We start from the raw sequence: 21,778 nt of genomic DNA, 5'->3' as shown, positions 1-21,778 counted from the left end.
CGTCTTTCTTATTATGGGTTTGTGGACCACAAAGAAGCTGATTTCAACATGGCTCTTCTTGGTAATTTCAAGTTCGCAACAATTAGTTCAGCGAAATCTTCTGGTTGTAATACTTTATCAGGGTTACCGTCAGTTAATTTTAAATCAATTGACATATCTGAAGCAATAGTAGATGGCATCAATGTACATACGCGGATATTGTTTTTACGCACCTCACGCATTAATGAATCCGAGAAACCAATAACACCGAATTTGGATGCGCTATATGCTGAAGTTGTAGCCGCACCATTCAATCCTGCTGTAGATGAAACGTTAACAATATCACCTTGATTTTTAGCAATTAATTGAGGTAATACCGCTTTAGTTACATAGTATGTTCCTAAAAGGTTGGTATTGATAATGTCTGTCCATGTTTTAACATCCATATCCAATACTGATGCAAATGCACCAATACCAGCATTATTAATCAAAATATCAAAAGTGCCAAATTCAGCATTCAACTCTTGAACAGCTTTCTCAACAGCTTCGAAGTTGGTAATATCAAATACTTTATAAGCCGCTTTTACACCTAAAGCTTCTAGCTCTTTTACTGTCTCCACTAGTTTAGCTTCGTTACGACCAGTGATCGCCACGTTAATGCCTTCTTGAGCAAAAGCTAAAGCTGTAGCTTTACCTAAGCCACGACCTCCACCTGTAATAAGCGCAAATTTTCCTTGTAAATTTTCCATATTCAAAATTACCAAAACTCTAATTGTCTTGGTGCCAAAAAAGTTATTTAATACACTAATTTTACATAAATAAATCTGTTCTCTCTTCCAAATAGACGTATATTTATTTACAATATATAAGTAATAGAAGCTATGGCACAAACAACTCAAGTAAAAGCTTTCGGTACGGAAGCTGCGGATCAGGATTTAAGAGAAATGACTATTGTACGTCGCGAGGTTACGGCTTCAGATGTGGAAATTGATATCTTATATTGTGGTGTATGTCACTCCGATCTACATACAGCGCGAAATGATTGGGGAGGAAGTATGTATCCCGTGGTGCCAGGTCACGAGATCATAGGTCGTGTGACAAAGGTAGGTGATGCTGTAAGTAAATATAAGATAGGTGATTTAGTAGGTGTTGGATGTTTGGTGGATTCTTGTCGTACTTGTGAAAGTTGTCAAAAAGATTTAGAGCAATATTGTTTGAATGGTTCTGTAGGAACGTATAATGGTAAGGATAAATTTTTAGGAGGACATACTTTTGGTGGATATTCTGAGAAAGTTGTTGTCGACGAGAATTACGTATTGCGTGTGCCTGAAAATTTAGATATAAAAGCCGTTGCGCCTTTATTATGTGCAGGTATTACGACTTGGTCACCATTAAAACATTGGAATGCAGGTCCAGGTAGTAAGGTAGCCGTTATAGGTCTGGGTGGGTTAGGGCATATGGCTATTAAGTTAGCAAAAGGATTAGGGGCAGAGGTTACTTTGTTTTCTCGTTCCACGAACAAAATTGAAGATGCTAAAAAACTAGGAGCAGATACGGTTGTAATTTCAACTGACCCGGACCAGATGAAGTCAGTGGCGGGAAAATTTGATTTAATAATCGATACAGTACCTTATGATCACGATGTCAATCCGTATGTAACGACTTTGAGTGTTAGTGGAACTTTAGTGTTGGTGGGTTATATTGGAAAGATGGCTACCGCATTGAATACTGTTCCTATGATTATGGGGCGTAAAGCTGTGGCAGCTTCTGTGATTGGAGGTATTAAAGAAACACAAGAAATGTTAGATTTTTGTGGTGAGCATAATATTGTATCGGATGTAGAGATGATTACTATGCAGAATATTAATGAAGCCTACGAGCGTATGCTTAAGAGCGACGTTAAATATCGCTTTGTGATTGATATGGCTTCTTTAAAAAAATAAGACTTTATTCAAAAATATTTATTGAAAAATAAAATTATTTCTCAATAGTATGTTTACTTATAGATGTCTTTTTATACTAATAGGTATGAAAAGACATTTACTATTATTTGCAGTGGCAATAGGATTTGCTTCTGCTTCCTACGGACAGACCTCCTACGGCGTGAAAGCTGGAGTTAATTTACCTGCAATTAAATTTTCAGGACCAGGTCTAGATTATAAACCAAAAGCCTTACTGGATTTCATGTTACGGGTTATGCTGATATTAAATTAATACCAAACTTATCTATTCAGCCTGGTTTATCTTTACAAAATAAAGGTGGAAAGATAAATTTTTATGATTTGATTAATGCCATTGATTTTACCAAAGTAGAAGGAGATTTCGAAATCGCTGGTCAAGATATCAATTTAGAAGATGTGGAGGGAGCAGAGATTCTTAAGGATTTTGAGCCCACCGTAAGTACTCTATATATTGAGGTTCCAATAAACTTTGTATATTATATACCTGCTGGAAATGGAACCGTATTGTTAGGGGCAGGGCCTTATGCTGCATATGGTGTTTCTACACGAACTAAATTCCAAGATTATAATGAAAGTTGAAGTTTTGATGAAGCGGGAATGAAAGCTTTTGATGTGGGACTAAATGTAATGGCTGGTTATAAACTTGCTAATGGATTTTTGGTAAATGCTGGATATGGTCTGGGGCTATTAAATACTTCTAAAGAAACAGGTTCTAAGTATTCAAATAAAAACCGAGTACTCTCTTTTGGAATTGGCTATCAATTTTAAAAAAATTAATTGATATTAAAAAGGAACTCCATTTCGAAATAAATGGAGTTCCTTTTTTTATACGTTCTTGTGACGAATAATTGTAGTGCTCTTTGTATTTTTAATTATAAATCATTCTGCTATGAATAAAATGAAGATAGAAATATGGAGCGATGTGATGTGTCCATTCTGTTATATTGGAAAACGTCGTTTTGAAAAATCATTAGAAAATTCGCCGATAAAAGATAAACTCGAAATCGAATGGAAAAGTTTTCAATTGAATCCCTATTTAGAAACAGATACATCTATTTCTATTGATGAATATTTAGCCCAGCACAAAGGGATGCCTTTGGCACAAGCGCAAGCTTTGAATGCGCAAGTTACGCAAATGGCTGCTCAAGAAGGTTTGGTTTATAACTTTGATAAGTCTGTTGTTGCTAATTCTTTTAAAGCACATGTATTGACACATTTTGCAAAGAAATTTCGAAAGCAAGATGAGGTAGAAGAATTGTTATTCCAAAGCTATTTTACCGAAGGTAAAAATATCGATGATATCGGGGTGTTAAAAGATATTGCTACACAACTGGGGCTAGACGCTGAAGCATATGAAAAAGCTGTACAAGAGGGATCTTTGGATGATGAGGTGAAAATGGATTTGCACGAAGCACGTCAAATCGGTGTACAAGGGGTTCCTTTCTTTGTATATGATCGTAAATACGCTGTATCAGGAGCGCAGCAATTAGAATTATTTGTTCAAACTTTAGAAAAAGCCTATTCAGAATGGCAACCAGAAGCTAATTCAATTCAGATTCAGGATACTTCTGATGGGCCTAGTTGTGGTCCTGACGGATGTGATTAAACAAAAAATCCTTCTCTTTATGGGAGAAGGATTTTCTTTTTCAGTACTGAAATCTATCACACTTTGATTTCCACTTCAACACCTGAAGGTAATTCAAGTTTCATCAATGCGTCAACAGTTTTAGCATTTGATGAGTAGATATCCAAAAGTCTTTTGTAAGAACATAATTGGAATTGCTCACGAGCTTTTTTGTTAACGTGTGGTGAACGTAAAACTGTATAGATTTTTTTCTCAGTAGGAAGAGGAATAGGACCTGAAACTACTGCACCTGTAGGTTTTACTGTTTTTACGATTTTCTCAGCTGATTTGTCAACTAAATTGTAATCGTAAGATTTCAATTTGATTCTGATTCTTTGGCTCATTTTGTATTTGTTTTTAAAATGATCTCCTATTAGAGCTATTCACAATAGGAGACCGGTTTATTTTTATAAAGTTCTATTATTCTACAGAACCTTTGATTCTACCTTTAGATTTTGCAATTACTTCGTCAGCTACGTTACGAGGAGCTTCTGCATAGTGATCAAACTCCATAGTAGAAGTTGCACGACCTGAAGTGATAGTACGTAATTGAGTTACATAACCAAACATCTCTGAAAGTGGTACTAACGCTTTGATTACTTGAGCGCCATTACGTGAGTCAAGACCTTGCATCTGACCACGACGACGGTTCAAGTCACCCATTACATCACCCATGTTTTCTTCTGGTGTCAATACCTCCACTTTCATGATAGGCTCCATCAACACAGGAGAACATTTAGGTAATGCTTCACGGTAAGCCATCTTAGCAGCTAATTCGAATGATAATGAATCTGAATCGACTGCGTGGAATGAACCATCAATCAAACGAACTTTCATACCTGATAGAGGGTAACCCGCTAATACACCATTATTCAATGAAGCTTCGAATCCTTTTTGAACTGAAGGAATGTATTCTTTAGGAATAGCACCACCTACGATTTCATTTACGAATTGTAAAGCTGATTTTGAAGTATCGTAATCTTCATCAACTGGAGAGATAACAACTTTGATATCCGCGAATTTACCACGACCACCTGATTGTTTTTTGTATACTTCACGGTGTTCAGTAGTACCATTGATAGACTCTTTGTAAGCTACTTGAGGAGCACCTTGGTTAACCTCAACTTTGAATTCACGTTTCAAACGGTCGATCAAGATTTCTAAGTGAAGCTCACCCATGCCTGAGATTACTGTTTGACCAGTTTCCTCGTCAGATTTAACTACGAATGTAGGATCCTCTTCAGCTAATTTACCAAGACCAATACCTAATTTATCTACGTCAGCTTGAGTTTTAGGCTCGATTGCTAAACCGATAACCGGCTCAGGGAATACCATTGACTCAAGAACGATAGGAGCTTTCTCATCACACAAAGTATCACCAGTTTTGATGTCTTTGAAACCAACAACAGCACCGATATCACCAGCCTCGATAAAAGGAATAGGATTTTGTTTGTTAGCATGCATTTGGAAGATACGAGAGATACGCTCTTTGTTACCTGAACGAGTGTTCAATACGTAAGAACCAGCCTCTAATTTACCAGAGTAAGCACGGATAAAACATAAACGACCTACGAATGGGTCAGTAGCAATTTTGAAACCTAATGCTGCGAAAGGCTCGTTAACCGAAGGTTTACGTTCGATTTCAGCACCAGTGTCAGGGTGAGTACCTTTTACGGCCTCTACATCAAGAGGTGAAGGCAATAACTCCATTACTAAATCCAACATAGTTTGTACACCTTTGTTTTTGAAAGATGAACCACAAACCATAGGAACGATAGAGTTATCTAATACAGCAGCACGTAAAGCGTTCAAGATTTCACGCTCAGTCAATGAATTAGGATCTTCGAAGAATTTCTCCATCAAAGACTCATCATAACCCGCTACTGCTTCTAATAATTTCTCACGGTATTCAGCTACTTCGTCAACCATATCATCAGGGATAGGCACTTCAGTAAAAGTCATACCTTTATCGTGTTCATTCCATACGATACCACGGTTGTTGATCAAGTCAACTACACCTTTGAAAGTGTCTTCAGCACCGATAGGTAATTGTAAAGCAACTGCTTCAGAACCTAACATTTCTTTTACTTGTTTAACAACTTTCAAGAAGTCAGCACCTGAACGGTCCATTTTGTTAACGAAACCAATACGAGGAACTTTGTAGTTATCAGCTAATCTCCAGTTAGTCTCAGATTGAGGCTCAACACCATCTACTGCTGAAAATAAGAATACTAATCCGTCTAATACACGTAATGAACGGTTTACCTCAACCGTGAAATCCACGTGTCCAGGAGTATCGATTACGTTTACTTGGTATTTGTTACCACGGTAGTTCCAGAATACTGTAGTTGCAGCAGAAGTAATTGTGATACCACGCTCAGCCTCTTGCTCCATCCAGTCCATAGTTGAAGCACCTTCGTGAACTTCACCTAATTTATGGTTTACACCTGAGTAGTAAAGGATACGCTCAGTTGTAGTAGTTTTACCAGCATCGATGTGAGCAGCGATACCGATATTTCTAGTGAATTTTAAATCTCTTGCCATATTATTTTTTAGTTTCCCTTACGGGGCTTTTGTTTTTAATGCAGATTGTGAAATAAGTACACCGACCTTGATAATATATAAGATGTATTACCAAAGGTCGGTGTAATCATATTTGAATCTTTGTGTTCAAAATTAGAATCTGAAGTGTGAGAACGCTTTGTTAGCTTCCGCCATTTTGTGCGTATCTTCTTTCTTCTTCACAGCAGCACCTTCACCTTTAGAAGCTGAAATGATTTCTCCTGCTAATTTCTCAAACATAGTTTTTTCACCACGTTTACGGGCGTAAGAAATTAACCATTTCATACCTAAAGCAATTTTACGCTCTGGACGAACTTCCATAGGAACTTGGAAGTTAGCACCACCTACACGGCGAGATTTAACTTCAACAGCAGGCATAACGTTGTTTAAAGCTTTTTTCCAAGTCTCTAAACCGTTTTCTTGTGTTTTTTGTTCTACTAATTCTACTGCATTGTAAAAAATAGAGTAAGCGATAGATTTTTTACCGTCTAACATCATATTATTTACGAAACGTGTTACCTGAACGTCATTAAACTTTGGATCAGGTAAAATGATTCTCTTTTTCGGTTTTGATTTTCTCATTTTTCTTTCCTCCGTTTAATTATTTCTTTTTACCTTTTGCTGGAGCTGCAGCTGCTTGTCCTGGTTTAGGACGCTTAGTTCCGTATTTCGAACGACGTTGGTTACGACCTGCTACACCTGAAGTATCTAATGCACCACGGATGATGTGGTAACGTACACCTGGTAAATCTTTCACACGACCACCACGGATCAATACGATCGAGTGTTCTTGTAAGTTGTGACCTTCTCCAGGGATGTAAGCGTTAACCTCTTTACCGTTTGTTAAACGTACACGAGCTACTTTACGCATTGCTGAGTTTGGTTTTTTAGGGGTAGTAGTATATACACGTGTACATACACCTCTTCGCTGTGGACATGAGTCCAACGCTGGTGACTTACTCTTATCAACCAGAGCTACTCTACCTTTTCTAACTAATTGTTGAATAGTAGGCATTTACCTGTTTCTGTTTTAAATTTTTGTTAAAAAATCTTTTTAAGTCCGCAAAGATAAATATAAGATTTGGAATTGTAAAGTGTTGTGTAGAAAAAAGTTTGAATTAACTTGAGGGACTTTTTAGTAAGTTTTGCTAATTATATATCTCACTAATTGATCAGCTCCAAAAATGCTTAGATGGTCATCGTCGTACATGTAGCATTCTCTATTCTGATATTTAATAAATGGATAATCCGCAACATTTAAATAATCGTTACCAGCGAAATCTTTTTTAAGAGCATTATTATAATCATTAGCCTGTTTTAAAATATACTTTTGTTCCAGTTTGGAGTTGAGTTTCTTTTCCAATGCTAAAATATCTCCATAAGTCATCGTATAAGCAGGAGTTTGACCGATGATAGTATATTCTAGCTTATGTTTTTTGAGATAGGCTATTAGACTCTCCATTTTCTTTTTCAGAGTGGGATAGTCGTATTGTCCCGATCCCCAAAATCCTGTAATATACACCTTATCTATATGCATAGCATTTTTAGGTAGAAAAGTTTTGTAGATGTAATCTATTACCTTAACAGAATTTTTTGGGCCTTTTGTTTCTAACAAAGGATATGTCGTAGAGACCGTTGCTTGCAAAAAATTAATATTTGAAGCTTGTAATTGTGTCTTGAAAGAATACGCAAGTGCTCCCGCGTGACTATCTCCGAGTAATAAAATATTCTTTTTATTAGGATGAATAAACAAACAGCCTTTTTTATTGAATTGCTCAAACGTATGTTCCACATCTATATGGCAAGTTCCTCTTCTAAACTGTTTGTTTAAAAATTTCTTGCGGTAATTTTCATTATAATGGGAAAAGTATTGGGTTTCGGACTCTTGGATATGCGTACTGGCATAGCTTATTCCTACACAGATAAATAGACTTATAGATGCGCTAATCGCAACAAATTTTAGTGACGCAAGCCTTCTGTTGCTTTCAATTAAATAATAAGAGAGGATTGCCAATGTAAGTGAAGATAATATAAGGATTAGGGTAACTCCATGTCCTGTCAACGCAAAATAATAGGTAAAAACGAATATCGGCCAATGCCATAAATACCAAGGATATGAGATTTTCCCTATAAACTGTGCGATAGAGGATTGAAATAAATTATATTCCCAACGAACTAATATAATGCATGCCGTCGCAAAAACCGGAATAAGCGTATAGCAGGAGGGCCATGTCATATCCTTCTCTTGATAAGCGTAAATGCAGTAACATAAAACTAGGTAGCATATGCTGCATATCATACCACGGGAAAGTGTATTAATTTTTATTTCCTTTTGCAAAAAATATACTAATCCACCCAATAGCATTTCCCATGCGCGTGTAGGAAACATATAAAAAGCTAGGCTATTATCATTCTCATTGAAATAAAGCATTCCTAAGAAAGAAAACAGAATCAAAAAACTAAATAGAATAATACTTTGATACCTGTGCTCTATTAGTCGTTTCCGAAAAGGATATAACAATAAGGGATAAATCATATAAAACTGCCATTCCACCGATAGAGACCAGGTGTGCAACAAAAAATTTGATTGAGATGCATTATCAAAATATCCGCTTTTCAGATAATAGGAAATGTTGGACACGAAAAACAAACTGCTGATCGCATATTCGTTTATTGTTTTTATATCTTTTGGAAGCAAGGTGAAGGCTGATGCAATGGCTATTCCCACAAGCATAAATAATAATGCAGGAACAATCCGTTGAGCTCTTTTGCTATAAAATGTTCGGAAACTAAAATTATTGTGGTGAAAGCCTTTCAGAATATTGGAAGTCATCAAATATCCAGAAATAACAAAGAAGATATCTACACCTATAAATCCGCCTTGAAAATATGGAATCTGGAAATGAAAAAATACTACAGCAATCACAGCTATAGCACGTAAAATACCAATATCGTATCTGAAATTCATGAGTTTTTGTCTTACAAAACTCTATAAAATAGATTGTAAAATAAAATATGATTTTGATTAAACATCTATTTCTATGTGGAGCAGATATGGTAGCAGGGCAAAAAGCTTCCTTGTCAGCCGTGAGGTTGGATTCTCTGTGGGAAGTATTCGGTGAAATGGTATTAAGCCCCATCTTTTAGACTTATTTCCAGATTCTGTTGAAGATTTGATGGAAAGTATAAATGGCATGAAAAATAAAACAATAAGAGCGCTAAATATAAGCGCTCTTGTTGTTTTATGATAACAAAGTAAAGTCAATCTGTCTTTTCTCTAAATCGACTTTCTTCACTTTGATTTGAACTTCGTCGCCTAGTTGATATGTTTTCTTCTTGCGCTGACCGATGATAGCATAGTTCTTTTCGTCTAAAGTGTAGAAATCGTCCGTGATATCGCGTAAGCGTACCATACCTTCACATTTGTTTTCTTGAATTTCTACATACATTCCCCATTCTGTCACACCAGAAACAATACCAGTATATTCTACACCAACTTGGTCTTGTAAGAATTCAGCTTGTTTGTATTTAATAGAAGCGCGTTCCGCTTCAGCAGCTTTTTTCTCCATTTGCGAAGAATGTTCTGCAAGTTTCTCATAGTGTTCGGTATTTACTTTGGTGCCACCATCCAAATAGTATTGCAATAAGCGATGTACCATTACGTCTGGATAACGACGAATAGGGGAGGTGAAGTGTGTATAGTAATCAAAAGCCAATCCGTAGTGGGAAGTACCTTTTGTCGTATAAATCGCTTTTGCCATAGAACGGATAGCTAAGGATGTTAAAAGGTTTTGCTCCTTGCTTCCTTCAATTTTCGTCATTAAAGCATTCAAAGACTTTGCGGCTTCTTTATCTGTTTTAGTATTTAGTTTGTAACCAAAGCGAGCAGCGAAATTGGAGAAGGTGTTCAATGTTTCAGTATTAGGCACATCGTGGAAACGGTAAATGAAGCCTAGTTTATTTTTACCTTTCCCTTGTTTACCTATATATTCAGCAACTTTTCTATTTGCCAAAAGCATAAAATCCTCAATCAACTTATGGGCGTCTTTACGCACTTTGGTGTATACACCCAATGGTTTTCCATTTTCGTCCAAATGGAATTTCACCTCTTCGCTCTCGAAACTAATTGCACCATTTTTGAATTTGCGCTCGCGTAAAATGTAAGCCAGTTCGTTTAATTTCAAAATAGCTTCGGAATGATCGCCTGCTTTATTCTCAATAATCTCTTGTGCTTCTTCATACGTGAATCTGCGGTCTGAGTGAATAATAGTTCTTCCAAACCACTGTTCAATCACATTTGCTTTCTCATTCATTACAAATACCGCTGAGAATGTCAACTTATCCTCGTTCGGTCTCAAAGAACATAGATTGTTTGAAAGTCTTTCAGGAAGCATTGGAATTACACGGTCTACTAAGTAAACCGAAGTGCCTCGTTGAAATGCTTCTTTATCTAAAATAGAATCTGGCGTCACATAATGCGAAACGTCCGCAATGTGTACGCCGATTTCATAATTTCCATTCTCTAGAATTTGGAAAGAAATGGCGTCATCAAAATCTTTTGCGTCGAAAGGATCGATCGTGAAAGTAAGCACATTTCTAAAATCACGACGTAATGAAATTTCCTCCTCACTGATTTTATCCGAAATATCTGCTGCAGCTTTTTCTACTTCTTTCGGGAATTCCAAAGGGAAGCCAAAGTCAGCGAGAATGGCATTCATCTCGGTATTGTTTTCTCCTTTTTTACCCAATACACTCTTTACTTTTCCTATGGGATTTTTGGCGTTCGCTGGCCACTCCATAATTGATACGACTACCTTTTCTCCGTCCTTGGCACCATTCAAATTGTCCAAAGGGATGAAGATATCGTGTAGCATTTTTCTATCGTCAGGAAGGAAGAATGCATAGCTCTTGGAGATGTCGATGGTTCCTGTAAAATCCGTCTTTGCACGTTGTAGAATTTCGATGATTTCACCTTCTCTCTTCTTACCTTTTTTACGTTCGTAGACGTGCACTTTTACGGTGTCTCCATCTAGTGCTTGTCTAAGTTTTCGAGGGGCTACGAAAATGTCATTTTCCAATTCATCTTCGGGTACGATATAGGCTGAACCATCTGCTGTCATATCGACAGTTCCGGTTACATATACTTTCAATTGGCGAAGTTTAAACTTGCCTCTTTCGGGTTGTTGGAAGTGACCTTGCTTGGACGCGTCACTTAGAATATCTGCAATAGTTATTTTGGAATCTGTATCGGTGATGTTAAGTTTTGAGGCTACTTGTTTGTAGTTCATCAGCTGGTTGCCGTTCTTTTCAAAAACATCTATGACGAGTTGCGTTAATACCTCTTTATACGGATTCTCTTTTTTGCTCTTCATATGAGTCGATTGTATTTTATGTGTTTTATAATATCTAATCAGGGCAGGGGAGAAGAGAAGTGCTTAGCACAACGCTGCCTTGAAATAATATACTAATATACAACAATACTGCCAGAGTTAATGAATGATTACAAGGTATAGAGGTTAAGAAATCTTTAAATATATTTTAAGTTATTTTATGGTTTATTTTAGCAATAGTATGTTGTTGAATATTAGCCTTTAATTTGTTAATTTTACTAAAATCGTATTTCATAAACCTTTGTTTTTAAGTGGTTTGAGAAGGAAAGTTGGTTAAGGGTATAGTTTTATTTAAATTTTAATTTTATAAAATTGTTATTTTAGCATGTATAAGTTATTTTATTATAGATATTTATACCTTTAAAAGCTAAAATTTTTTATATAAAGATGAGGTCAAAAATTGTGCAAAAAATACCAAAAACAATCCTTCTTCTACATGTAAAATGCAAAGAAGATTATTTCAGATAATAGTGTGAAAGAGGTCGATTAATCCTGTTGAGCTTGGCATACCTCACAAATTCCGACTGCGTTGATAGCAATCGCATGCAAGGAAAAGTTTGCCGGAATATTGATCTTAGGTACGGAGATTTCATCTAGGCAATATACGCTATTGCAAACCGAGCAGATAAAGTGTACATGTTGGTCGTGGTGGTGGTCGGCACTACATTTGGTCGAACAAATTGCATAAGTAGCTGTTCCGTTTAAATCGAAAATCTTATGTAAAATTCCCTTGTCTTCAAAAGAAGCTAAGATTCTATACAGCGTCACTCGGTCAATTTCAGCACCGAAAACTCTCTCCAATTCCGGTTGGGTGATAGCTGTCTTTTTGTCAGAAATAACTTCCAATACACGAAGGCGCGGCTTAGTTACTTTAAGTCCATTAGACTTCAAAAGTTGATTAAAATCCGTAGTATGATCATGTGTATGCGCTTCGTGTTGTGTTGTTTTCATATAGGTAAAATTACGAATTTATGCTGGTAAAAGAAAGCCTCTCAGACGGGTGGTCTGAGAGGCTTTTGTATGCTGTATATAGAGCTTGATTATTTGCCTGCAGCTTTAGCGTGATCAGCCAAAAATTGAGCAAGACCGCTATCTGTTAATGGGTGTTTTAATAAGGCTGTGATAGCTGATAAAGGACCCGTCATTACATCTGCACCAATCTTAGCACAACCTAATAAGTGTGCGCTGTGACGTACAGAAGCAGCTAAGATTTGAGTCTTGAAACCGTAGTTATCATAGATCAAACGAATCTCCTCGATTAAGCCTAAACCGTCTACAGAAATGTCATCCAAACGACCTACGAAAGGTGATACATATGTAGCTCCAGCTTTAGCAGCTAATAAAGCTTGACCAGCTGAGAATACCAACGTGCAGTTCGTTTTGATTCCTTTTTGGCTAAAATATTTGATTGCTTTAACACCATCTTTGATCATTGGGATTTTAACGACGATCTTTGGATCTAATGCCGCTAGTGCTTCCCCTTCTTTGATCATGTTTTCATAGTCAGTAGCGATTACTTCAGCACTTACATCGCCATCCACGATAGCGCAGATTGCCTTGTAGTGATTGATTACGTTTTCTTCACCACTAATACCTTCTTTGGCCATTAAACTTGGGTTGGTAGTTACGCCGTCTAATACGCCTAAATCTTGAGCCTCTTTAATTTGATCTAAATTGGCTGTGTCAATAAAAAACTTCATGTTTAAGTTTGTTGTATTTTAATAATATTTAAAACTATCTATAATTTTAGCTGTTACAAAGGTAGTTATTTATTCATATTAAACGCTATATTGCCCACATGGAAATTTTCAGATCGTTGCACTACCGAAATTTTAGGTTGCACACGATAGGACAGTCCCTATCATTGCTGGGTACATGGATGCAACGCATAGCCATTAGTTGGCTTGTATATGAGTTAACAGACTCTGTATTTTGGTTGGGATTTGTATCCTTTATTTCGCTTTCTCCTTCATTATTTTTGTCACCCTTTATTGGTTCTTTCGTCGATGGAAGATCTAAATATAAGCTCGTTGTTTGGACGCAGATTTTGCTAATGATTCAGGCAGGTATTCTGACCTTGGTGGTTTTTCTAGGTTGGGAATCGGTTACATGGCTTTGTATTCTGGGGTTTGTGCAAGGTGTGATAAATGCTTTTGATGTGTTAGGAAGGCAAGCTTTATTGTCCTCATTGGTGGATAATCGAAAAGATTTACCCAATGCAATCGCGTTGAACTCTTCTGTTTTCAATGCGGCACGTATGGTCGGACCAGCTATTGGAGGGGTGTTACTTAGTACTTATGGAGAGTTTGTCTGTTTTCTGATGAACTTCCTAAGCTTTATTCCTGTGCTTACAACGCTATCTTTAATGAAAGTCATTGAAAAGCCAATTGCAACAGTGAAAGGACGTTCCACGTGGCAAGGTTTGATTGATGGTTTTGATTATCTCAGAAGATCGCCACACTTGGCTTCCTTGATTGTAATTATGACGTTCTCTAGTTTGTTTGTGATACCCTATACATCGTTGTTACCCGCAGTAGCGCGAGATTTGTTTAATGGCGATGAAACCACCTTTTCCTGGTTTGAATCAGCAGCGGGGTTGGGAGCCATGATTGGCGCTATCCGTATGGCAAGTCTCAAAACGGGTGAGAATTTGCGTTATCGTGTCATGTTCTCAGCCCTGACAATGGGGATTTCTATATTGCTGTTGGCTTATGCAAATTACCTACCTTCTGCGATTTTCTTTACAGTGGCTGTTTCCTTTGCTATGATGATGCAAAATTCAAGTATCAATACGTATATCCAAACCCATTCCATGTCTTCTTATAGAGCACGTATTATGTCGTACTACGTTATGTCCTTCCAAGGTATATTCCCTGTTGGTAGTTTGATTACTGGCGCCCTAGCGGAAGCTGTAGGACTTAAAAATGCCTTGTATATTATGGGAAGTATTGGAGTGATAATTTCTCTTGGCTTTTATATCTATTTGCGTACCCACCTGCATCGAAGATTATTTAAAGTGGATTATTCGAGATGGAAGAAATAGATTTATATTAAAAAAGGACTAGTAATTGGTTTACAAGTCCTTTTAGAAATAAAGGTGCAATCAAGAATTACAACATATTCGTAAATTTTAAAACCAGTAATTCTCCTGGGATTTCTCCGGGAATAAAGCCTGATAAATCGACTTCACAATTCTTTCCGACATTTTTAGCTTTTAAAACTTTTGATGAACCTAATATTGATACAGCTGTATTAGACTTGATATTATAATTTTTCAGAACAATCTTTGACTGGTACTTTGGTAGAAATGCATAAAAATCTTTATCTTTTTTGGTGAAAAATAGTTCCACATGCGCTACATCAGCTTTTGGTTCGACGAGTTTTGCAGCATTGTATCCCGCCATATAGCTTTTATCATCTTTCTTGGGAATGTTTGTCGAACTCCATTGGTACGGATTTTTAACAGCTTTAGTACCGTAAATTGCTTCTCCATTTACTTTAAGCCATTCACCCATTTCTGTAAGTCTCTCTTGCATAATAACTGGAATTCTTCCATCGGCAGTAGGACCAATGTCCAGTAGTAAATTTCCACCACGAGCGACGATATCGATAAGTAATAACAACAGTTCTTTTGAAGTTTTGTAATCGTGGATATTTTCATTGCGATTATAACCGTAAGAGTGTCCTATACCTTGACTTTCTTCCCATACAATGTCGGCACTCATGCCGCTACCATATTCGGATGTCGTATAGGTGGCTCCATGATTAGTTTCCCGTGTATTTTTACCCCAACGATCATTTACAACTACATCTTTAGCTACGAGTGAATCATTAAAAAGCCAAGCCAAAAATTCTTTACTTTGCCATGTGGTATCGGATAAATCCCATTCACCATCCGAAAAAATAATTGAAGGTTTGTGTTTGTTTACCAAATCTTTCAATTGAGGAAGCATATGCTCGTTTATATATTTATTTTTATCGGACTGCCATAGCGGATTGTACCATTCATAAAGTGAATAATAGTAGCCCATCTTCAAGCCTGCATCTCGTACAGCAGTTGTTAAGTCACCAAGTAAATCACGTTTTGGGGTCCCAGAAACCGCATTCCACGGTCTTTCCCAGCTGCGATCAGCTTCTGGACTATCCTATAATGCATAACCATCATGATGCTTGGATGTCAATACCACATATTTTGCTCCTGAATTTTTGAATACTTCAGCCCATTGCGTTGGATTGTATAATTCTGCTTTGAATAACGGGTCGAATTGAAAATAAGAAAAGTTTTCACCGAAATTTTGGGTGTGAAATTCCCAAAAAGACTTCTCTTTGTAACTAATCCTATTCCAATACCATTCTGAATAACTCAGTCCATTATTAGGAATTACGGGCGCATATGCGGGTACCGCGTATACTCCCCAATGGATGAAAATTCCGAATTTATCTTGATTAAACCATTCTGGAATCCCTCTTTTATTCAGTGATTCCCAATTGGCTTCAAATTTCTGGGCATGTGAAAGACTGCTAACCAGCAAAGTGCATAGAAAGATGAGTTTTTTCATAAAGTTTATTTTGGTTACCTTAAACTTAAATATACAAATAAAAAAAACAAAAGCCTTAAGTATCAACACTAAAGGCTTTGAAATAAGTTTATGGAAATGAAGATTAACTTTCTTCTACCCAAAGTCCGTCTGATTTGATGATATTAATCAGTTCATCTAATGCGTGTGCTGAAGATACATTTCTTTTCACGACCTCTTGACCGCGGTATAAAGTGATTTTGTCTGGACCAGCACCTACATAACCGTAATCCGCATCAGCCATTTCTCCAGGACCATTTACAATACATCCCATTATACCGATTTTTAAACCTTTAAGATGGTTTGTACGCGAGCGAATCATTTGGGTCGTCTCCTGCAAGTCGAATAATGTACGACCGCAGCTAGGACAGGAGATATATTCTGTTTTGGAAATACGCGAACGAGTAGCCTGCAATATTCCAAAAGAAACCGATGCTAATTTATCTGTAGGAGTCGCAGGCGAATCAATCCAAATTCCTGACCCCAAACCATCAATCAATAAAGCCCCTAAATCTGTAGCGGCATACAATTGAATTTTAGAAATTGGCTCTTCAGGATTCATAATGTCTCCTACAGGGCCTGCAAAATCTTCAGGAGCATAGCTGCGACGAATAATTACCGGATTATTAAGTCCAATCTCTTGTATATTGGCAAAGAATTGGCGTTGATCCGCCATTCCATGGATATGTGTAGTTTCTAACAAAAAGACTACAGTGTGATCCAATTGTAGATTATTGAATTCTTCACTTGCTAAATCATCGTTTGAAATACGTACCAAATTCAATACTGGGTCTTTTGTTAGCGCCTGATTAAATTCCTCTAAGGAATATACGGGATGTATATTAGCTTTATTTGTCAGTCCAAGCCAAGTATTGTAATTGTACAGTTGTTTTAAATTGCCAGGCATCGTAAATGAAGGCAATTCATCAGCTAAGTACACAAAATCCACGGACTGATCACCCATATGATACTTGTCGTTGATCGCGTCATATTTGTAACCCACTTCAGAAAGAATAAAAGGATCTTTTAAGTTTTTTGCTGAAATATCGATGATTACACGTGGAACAAGTGATCCTCCTACGAATGTATTGACTTCTTTTGAATGGTAAGGTTGAGTTTTTGAAACTTCAGCCAGCGTCAAGATTTCACGTTGTGGGATATTTTCAAGTGCTGCTTTTCTTTTGCTGTAGCGATTTACTAAAGCTATAGCTACAGGAGCTTCTTTTTCGGGTTCTTCTGTCAAAGACACGCGAACAGTATCTCCTAAACCATCTTCTAGCAAGGTTCCGATACCCACAGCAGATTTGATACGACCATCTTCACCATCACCAGCTTCTGTAACACCAAGATGAAGTGGGTAATTCATGTTTTCTGCTACCATTCTTTCAACCAAAAGTCGGTAAGCTTGAACCATTACTTGTGGATTCGAGGATTTCATCGACACACACAAGTTGTAGAAGTTTAAATCCTCGCAAATACGGATAAATTCCATTGCAGATTCGACCATACCTTCAGGTGTATCGCCATAACGGCTCATGATGCGGTCTGAAAGAGAACCGTGGTTGGTACCAATACGCATAGCTGTGCCGTATTCTTTACAAATGCCAACCAGCGGAGCGAATTTTTTATAAATACGATCTAATTCGGCTTGATAAGCCGCATCGGTATAATCTATTTGGTCAAATTTCTTTTTATCGGCGTAATTACCTGGATTGACACGTACTTTTTCAACGATACGTGCAGCTACTTCTGCAGCATTAGGTGTGAAATGGATATCCGCCACCAATGGTACATCGTAACCTCTAGCACAAAGTTCTCTCTTAATATTTCCTAAGTTTTCGGCTTCTTTGATACTGGGCGCGGTAATGCGTACAATTTCGCAACCCGCATCTACCATGCGAATGGTCTGTTCGACAGAACCTAAAGTATCCATCGTATCGATAGTGGTCATGCTTTGAATGCGGATGGGATTATTTCCACCCATGGCAAGATGACCAATTTGAATTTCACGAGTTTTAAATCGAGAATATGTTAATTTGGAGTTGCAATAACTACCTGGTAATATCAAACTATGTTGTGTTTCCATTTCGGTACAAAGGTAGCTATTTATAGATTTAATATCTATCTATCTTAAGAGAATTCGCAGCACCATTCAAATTGATAACGTATTTTTTTGCAGCTGCTTCGTAATTGTCTGTTTGCCAAATACCATCTTTCTTCGTAAAACCCTCCAATTTATTGCTGGAGAAAATGGTGGTCATTTCAATAGCGCATGCAGCATCTTTTGGCAAGGTAATCTTACAAGAAGAAGCTGCCGTGTTAATTTCTATTTCAGTTTCTTCTACGGCGGGCTGTCCTAATTTGAAATTCACCGCGGCTGCACCTGAATTAATTTCTAATCTTGAAAACTTATGTGTTGAAAAATCCGCATCAAATCTCGCAGCACCGATATTGAATGTTAAATCCCAAGTCGGTGTGGTATTCAAAGCTAAGAATACCAAATGATCTTTTGCATTTTTATCACTAATAACAGCGTTTAGTTCAATGTCATTTTTTTGTGTTTCCAATTGGAAGCTCAAGTTTTTATTATCGGATTTTGCTTCCATCAAATGCGTTGTATTGCTGTCTACTTTTACTGTTGCAGCACCAATATTGAAAACAAATTCGGGATTGTTAAATGCATCTGAGAAAGGAACATGTACCACACTTTTGGCATTGGTGGTGTCTAGCTTAGTACTATTATAGACTACTTTTCCCATCCAATTGAATTTCTCTTGGGAAGTAAATCCTACAAAAGCTAAAAATACACATAGCGCCACATTTACTCCTATAATTACTGCTGTGCCATAATTTTTATATTGAAATATCAAATTGATACCTAGCGAGACAATAAGCAATGGCCAATATCTTGTGATTGCATAGAAATTGAAATCAATAATATTGAAATTATCCAATAAGGCGATCAACCCAAAAAATACAAGCCAAATACCTGTTGAAATTTTACTCTTCATATTCTTATAAATATATACATTCTCTGTAATATGTCACGAATGTAAGAAGGTAGTTTAATGTTTGGTAACTATTTTCGGTAAAGAAAGGAAAACTTTCGGTGAATTGGTAGATGTTTATTGAATTTTAAACAAAAGCAAATTTTATGGGTTATATGTATATAATATGTATTTTAGCATAAACCGTACAATACACATATGATATTCTATTATTTTGGTGAATATATACTCTTGCTGAAAAAGGTTTTCAAAAGACCTGAAAAATGGCGAGTATATTGGAAAGAGATGTTGCATGAAATGAGTGAGATAGGTGTGGGATCATTAGGATTAATCATAATCATTTCCACATTTATTGGGGCTGTAATGACGATGCAGATTGCCTTCCAATTAAATTCTGATTTTATCCCGCGTTCAGTTATTGGTCAAATCAACCGTGACTCTAATATTCTGGAATTAGGACCGACAATTTCTGCATTAGTATTAATGGGTAAGGTTGGATCTTCGATTTCATCGCAAATTGGTTCCATGCGTGTTACCGAACAGATTGACGCTTTAGAAATTATGGGAATCAATGCTGCAGGATACTTGATTTTACCAAAACTGTTGGCTGGTATTATTATGGTACCTGTTTTGGTTATTATTGCGATAGTATGCGCTTTAGTTGGAGGTTTGTTAGGCGGGGTATTGACTGGAGCTGTGACATCCAATGAATATGTACAAGGAATACAAGGTGGATTCAATGGACTGACTGTTGCGGTAGCCATGGTGAAAGCTTTTGTATATGGATTTATCATTACAACAGTGCCTGCTTACAAAGGATTTCATGTACGAGGTGGTGCGTTAGAAGTTGGTCAGGCTGGTACACGTGCAGTAGTGGTGGGTTGTATTACGATTTTGGCTAGTGATTATATCATTACGGCATTGATGTTATAAAAGATTACAATGATAGAAGTTCAAGACATACATAAATCTTTTGGGGATAAAAAAGTATTAACAGGAATTGATGCGATTTTTGAACCAGGGAAAGTCTCTCTGATAATCGGAGGTTCGGGGTCCGGAAAAAGTACCTTATTGAAATGCATTGTAGGATTGCATAGGCCCGAGCAAGGTCGTGTTTTTTTCAATAAACAGGAATTTACGGCTATGGATTTTGAAGAGAAAGTTCCTATTCGGAAAGAAATAGGAATGCTGTTTCAAAATTCTGCCTTATTCGATTCGATGACTGTCGAGCAGAATATCATATTCACCTTGGATATGTTTACTAAAATGAGCAAATCGGAGAAACGTGATCGCGCAAACTTCTGTTTGGAGCGTGTGAATTTGATGAATACCAATAAACTTTATCCTTCAGAACTCTCCGGGGGTATGAAAAAAAGAGTTGGTATAGCTCGCGCTATTGCGATGAGTCCTAAATATTTGTTTTGCGATGAACCAAACTCCGGTTTAGATCCTGCTACTTCCATTCTGATTGATGAATTGATTTTAGAATTGACACAAGAATACGAATGTACAACGGTGGTAGTAACACATGATATGAACTCGGTGAGGGGAATTGGAGAGTATATTATGTTTTTGCATAAAGGTCAGAAATTTTGGGAAGGTTCAAATCAAGATATGCTGCATTCGGATGTACAAGAGTTAAATGATTTTGTATTTGCAAGTCCTTTGATGAAAGCAGCGAAAGCTACGATGAAATAATTTGCCTATTTTCCGTACCTTTGCAAAAAATTAAACGAATAGCACATTGTCTACTCCAACAAATATCCAACTACTTACACCGCAACATTGGAAAGATTACGAATTAATCGACTGTGGTGACTTCGAGAAATTAGAACGTTTTGGTGATTTAATCTTGATTCGTCCAGAGCCGCAGGCCGTATGGCCAAAAGCTTTAAGTGACGGAGAATGGAATAAACGTTATCATATTAAATTCAAAGGCCGTTCGGCTACAAGTGGCGAATGGATGAAGAAAAATCCGAAAACTGCGGATCGTTGGCACATTGAATATAAGAATAACGATGTAGCAATTAAATTTCGCTTGGGATTGACTTCATTTAAGCATGTGGGAATTTTCCCTGAGCAAGCTGTTAACTGGGATTATATCTCCGAGTCGGTTCGCTCGATGAAAACGCCTAATCCGAAGTTCTTAAACCTTTTCGCTTACACAGGTGGGGCGACAATGATTGCGCGTGCTGCGGGTGCTGATGCGACACACGTTGATTCTATCAAACAGGTTGTAACGTGGGCAAACGAAAATCAAGAGCTTTCTGGCTTAACGGATGTTCGTTGGGTAGTAGAAGATGCTTTGAAATTTGTGAAACGCGAATTGAAACGCGGGAATAAATATAACGGTATTATCTTGGATCCTCCAGCTTATGGGCACGGACCGAAAGGAGAGAAGTGGAAGTTGGAAGATCATATCATGGAAATGATGCAAGATGTAGTTCAGTTATTAGATCCAAAAGAACATTTCTTGATTTTAAATACCTATTCATTAGGTTTCTCATCAGTTATTGTAGAGAACTTGATAAAAACTTCATTCCCACAAGTTGAAAACTTAGAAATTGGAGAATTATATCTGCAAGCGACTGCAGGACCAAAATTGCCTCTGGGAGTTTTTGGTAAGTTTAGAAAATTTGCAAAGTAAAAATATTAAAAAAGCTGCCGTAAGGTAGTT

The 21,778-nt window shown here is 37.1% G+C and carries 20 protein-coding genes and 1 pseudogene; 9 read left to right on the top strand and 12 right to left on the bottom strand.

What is annotated here, in order from left to right; genetic code table 11:
• Positions 1–11: 11 nt before the first annotated feature.
• Entirely contained in the window at positions 12–728 is a 717-nt protein-coding gene (locus tag G5B32_RS13500; protein WP_165292049.1) for a 3-ketoacyl-ACP reductase, read from the bottom strand.
• 132 nt (positions 729–860) lie between these two features.
• On the opposite strand from G5B32_RS13500, the gene G5B32_RS13495 reads away from it, so the two are divergent.
• The 5 genes from G5B32_RS13495 to G5B32_RS13475 all read left to right on the top strand — a co-directional run bounded on the left by G5B32_RS13495 (position 861) and on the right by G5B32_RS13475 (position 3,546).
• A complete protein-coding gene (locus tag G5B32_RS13495) occupies positions 861–1,922 on the top strand; it encodes an NAD(P)-dependent alcohol dehydrogenase (RefSeq protein WP_165292048.1) in 1,062 nt (353 codons plus the stop codon).
• An 85-nt stretch (positions 1,923–2,007) separates the two neighbouring features.
• Entirely contained in the window at positions 2,008–2,193 is a 186-nt protein-coding gene (locus G5B32_RS13490) for a hypothetical protein (protein ID WP_165292047.1), read from the top strand.
• Positions 2,184–2,519: an outer membrane beta-barrel protein gene (locus G5B32_RS13485; RefSeq protein WP_165292056.1), complete on the top strand. Its 336-nt coding sequence runs from the start codon at positions 2,184–2,186 to the stop codon at positions 2,517–2,519. Before G5B32_RS13490 ends, G5B32_RS13485 begins: the two co-directional genes overlap by 10 nt.
• A gap of 18 nt (positions 2,520–2,537) precedes the next feature.
• Entirely contained in the window at positions 2,538–2,708 is a 171-nt protein-coding gene (locus G5B32_RS13480) for a hypothetical protein (protein WP_165292046.1), read from the top strand.
• A 130-nt stretch (positions 2,709–2,838) separates the two neighbouring features.
• The gene (locus G5B32_RS13475; RefSeq protein ID WP_165292045.1) at positions 2,839–3,546 is read left to right on the top strand and encodes a DsbA family oxidoreductase; all 708 of its coding nucleotides are present in this window, start codon (positions 2,839–2,841) and stop codon (positions 3,544–3,546) included.
• A 56-nt stretch (positions 3,547–3,602) separates the two neighbouring features.
• Here the strand turns inward: G5B32_RS13475 and rpsJ are convergent, their stop codons facing one another.
• The 8 genes from rpsJ to fsa all read right to left on the bottom strand — a co-directional run bounded on the left by rpsJ (position 3,603) and on the right by fsa (position 13,216).
• Entirely contained in the window at positions 3,603–3,908 is a 306-nt protein-coding gene (rpsJ, locus tag G5B32_RS13470) for a 30S ribosomal protein S10 (protein ID WP_039053489.1), read from the bottom strand.
• A gap of 76 nt (positions 3,909–3,984) precedes the next feature.
• On the bottom strand, positions 3,985–6,108 hold the full coding sequence (gene fusA / locus G5B32_RS13465) for an elongation factor G (protein WP_165292044.1): 2,124 nt from the start codon (positions 6,106–6,108) through the stop codon (positions 3,985–3,987).
• Between the two features lie 132 nt (positions 6,109–6,240).
• A complete protein-coding gene (rpsG, locus tag G5B32_RS13460) occupies positions 6,241–6,708 on the bottom strand; it encodes a 30S ribosomal protein S7 (RefSeq protein WP_165292043.1) in 468 nt (155 codons plus the stop codon).
• Positions 6,709–6,727: 19 nt separating this feature from the next.
• Complete coding sequence (gene rpsL / locus G5B32_RS13455; protein ID WP_002993550.1) at positions 6,728–7,141, bottom strand: 30S ribosomal protein S12; 414 nt, start codon at positions 7,139–7,141, stop codon at positions 6,728–6,730.
• Between the two features lie 120 nt (positions 7,142–7,261).
• Complete coding sequence (locus G5B32_RS13450) at positions 7,262–9,094, bottom strand: acyltransferase family protein (protein ID WP_165292042.1); 1,833 nt, start codon at positions 9,092–9,094, stop codon at positions 7,262–7,264.
• 274 nt (positions 9,095–9,368) lie between these two features.
• On the bottom strand, positions 9,369–11,498 hold the full coding sequence (gene rnr, locus G5B32_RS13445; protein ID WP_165292041.1) for a ribonuclease R: 2,130 nt from the start codon (positions 11,496–11,498) through the stop codon (positions 9,369–9,371).
• 504 nt (positions 11,499–12,002) lie between these two features.
• A complete protein-coding gene (locus G5B32_RS13440; protein WP_165292040.1) occupies positions 12,003–12,467 on the bottom strand; it encodes a Fur family transcriptional regulator in 465 nt (154 codons plus the stop codon).
• A gap of 89 nt (positions 12,468–12,556) precedes the next feature.
• Complete coding sequence (fsa, locus tag G5B32_RS13435) at positions 12,557–13,216, bottom strand: fructose-6-phosphate aldolase (protein WP_165292039.1); 660 nt, start codon at positions 13,214–13,216, stop codon at positions 12,557–12,559.
• A 98-nt stretch (positions 13,217–13,314) separates the two neighbouring features.
• On the opposite strand from fsa, the gene G5B32_RS13430 reads away from it, so the two are divergent.
• Positions 13,315–14,559, top strand: a complete 1,245-nt coding sequence (locus G5B32_RS13430) for an MFS transporter (RefSeq protein ID WP_165292038.1) — start codon at positions 13,315–13,317, stop codon at positions 14,557–14,559.
• 67 nt (positions 14,560–14,626) lie between these two features.
• On the opposite strand, the pseudogene G5B32_RS13425 reads toward G5B32_RS13430, so the two are convergent.
• From G5B32_RS13425 to G5B32_RS13415, 3 genes and pseudogenes are all read right to left on the bottom strand, one after another.
• Positions 14,627–16,075: pseudogene (locus tag G5B32_RS13425) on the bottom strand (alpha-L-fucosidase).
• Positions 16,076–16,178: 103 nt separating this feature from the next.
• Entirely contained in the window at positions 16,179–18,179 is a 2,001-nt protein-coding gene (ispG, locus tag G5B32_RS13420) for a (E)-4-hydroxy-3-methylbut-2-enyl-diphosphate synthase (RefSeq protein WP_165292037.1), read from the bottom strand.
• Positions 18,180–18,207: 28 nt separating this feature from the next.
• On the bottom strand, positions 18,208–19,104 hold the full coding sequence (locus G5B32_RS13415; protein WP_165292036.1) for a LiaI-LiaF-like domain-containing protein: 897 nt from the start codon (positions 19,102–19,104) through the stop codon (positions 18,208–18,210).
• A gap of 195 nt (positions 19,105–19,299) precedes the next feature.
• Between G5B32_RS13415 and G5B32_RS13410 the strand changes: the two genes are divergently transcribed.
• The 3 genes from G5B32_RS13410 to G5B32_RS13400 are packed head-to-tail and all read left to right on the top strand — an operon-like array spanning position 19,300 to position 21,748.
• Complete coding sequence (locus G5B32_RS13410; RefSeq protein ID WP_165292035.1) at positions 19,300–20,034, top strand: MlaE family ABC transporter permease; 735 nt, start codon at positions 19,300–19,302, stop codon at positions 20,032–20,034.
• 9 nt (positions 20,035–20,043) lie between these two features.
• Positions 20,044–20,799: an ABC transporter ATP-binding protein gene (locus G5B32_RS13405; protein WP_165292034.1), complete on the top strand. Its 756-nt coding sequence runs from the start codon at positions 20,044–20,046 to the stop codon at positions 20,797–20,799.
• 46 nt (positions 20,800–20,845) lie between these two features.
• Positions 20,846–21,748, top strand: a complete 903-nt coding sequence (locus tag G5B32_RS13400) for a class I SAM-dependent methyltransferase (RefSeq protein ID WP_165292033.1) — start codon at positions 20,846–20,848, stop codon at positions 21,746–21,748.
• Positions 21,749–21,778 lie beyond the last annotated feature (30 nt).

Origin of the sequence: Sphingobacterium sp. SGL-16 (assembly GCF_011043515.1) — a bacterium.
GTDB lineage: Bacteria > Bacteroidota > Bacteroidia > Sphingobacteriales > Sphingobacteriaceae > Sphingobacterium > Sphingobacterium litopenaei.
This window is presented reverse-complemented; position numbering and strand designations above follow the sequence as displayed.

Coding starts and splice junctions, on each gene's coding strand:
- G5B32_RS13500 (WP_165292049.1), bottom strand. CDS start 728: ATGGAAAATTTACAAGGAAAATTTGCGCTTATTACAGGTGGAGGTCGT.
- G5B32_RS13495 (WP_165292048.1), top strand. CDS start 861: ATGGCACAAACAACTCAAGTAAAAGCTTTCGGTACGGAAGCTGCGGAT.
- G5B32_RS13490 (WP_165292047.1), top strand. CDS start 2,008: ATGAAAAGACATTTACTATTATTTGCAGTGGCAATAGGATTTGCTTCT.
- G5B32_RS13480 (WP_165292046.1), top strand. CDS start 2,538: ATGAAAGCTTTTGATGTGGGACTAAATGTAATGGCTGGTTATAAACTT.
- G5B32_RS13475 (WP_165292045.1), top strand. CDS start 2,839: ATGAAGATAGAAATATGGAGCGATGTGATGTGTCCATTCTGTTATATT.
- rpsJ (WP_039053489.1), bottom strand. CDS start 3,908: ATGAGCCAAAGAATCAGAATCAAATTGAAATCTTACGATTACAATTTA.
- fusA (WP_165292044.1), bottom strand. CDS start 6,108: ATGGCAAGAGATTTAAAATTCACTAGAAATATCGGTATCGCTGCTCAC.
- rpsG (WP_165292043.1), bottom strand. CDS start 6,708: ATGAGAAAATCAAAACCGAAAAAGAGAATCATTTTACCTGATCCAAAG.
- rpsL (WP_002993550.1), bottom strand. CDS start 7,141: ATGCCTACTATTCAACAATTAGTTAGAAAAGGTAGAGTAGCTCTGGTT.
- G5B32_RS13450 (WP_165292042.1), bottom strand. CDS start 9,094: ATGAATTTCAGATACGATATTGGTATTTTACGTGCTATAGCTGTGATT.
- rnr (WP_165292041.1), bottom strand. CDS start 11,498: ATGAAGAGCAAAAAAGAGAATCCGTATAAAGAGGTATTAACGCAACTC.
- G5B32_RS13440 (WP_165292040.1), bottom strand. CDS start 12,467: ATGAAAACAACACAACACGAAGCGCATACACATGATCATACTACGGAT.
- fsa (WP_165292039.1), bottom strand. CDS start 13,216: ATGAAGTTTTTTATTGACACAGCCAATTTAGATCAAATTAAAGAGGCT.
- G5B32_RS13430 (WP_165292038.1), top strand. CDS start 13,315: ATGGAAATTTTCAGATCGTTGCACTACCGAAATTTTAGGTTGCACACG.
- ispG (WP_165292037.1), bottom strand. CDS start 18,179: ATGGAAACACAACATAGTTTGATATTACCAGGTAGTTATTGCAACTCC.
- G5B32_RS13415 (WP_165292036.1), bottom strand. CDS start 19,104: ATGAAGAGTAAAATTTCAACAGGTATTTGGCTTGTATTTTTTGGGTTG.
- G5B32_RS13410 (WP_165292035.1), top strand. CDS start 19,300: ATGATATTCTATTATTTTGGTGAATATATACTCTTGCTGAAAAAGGTT.
- G5B32_RS13405 (WP_165292034.1), top strand. CDS start 20,044: ATGATAGAAGTTCAAGACATACATAAATCTTTTGGGGATAAAAAAGTA.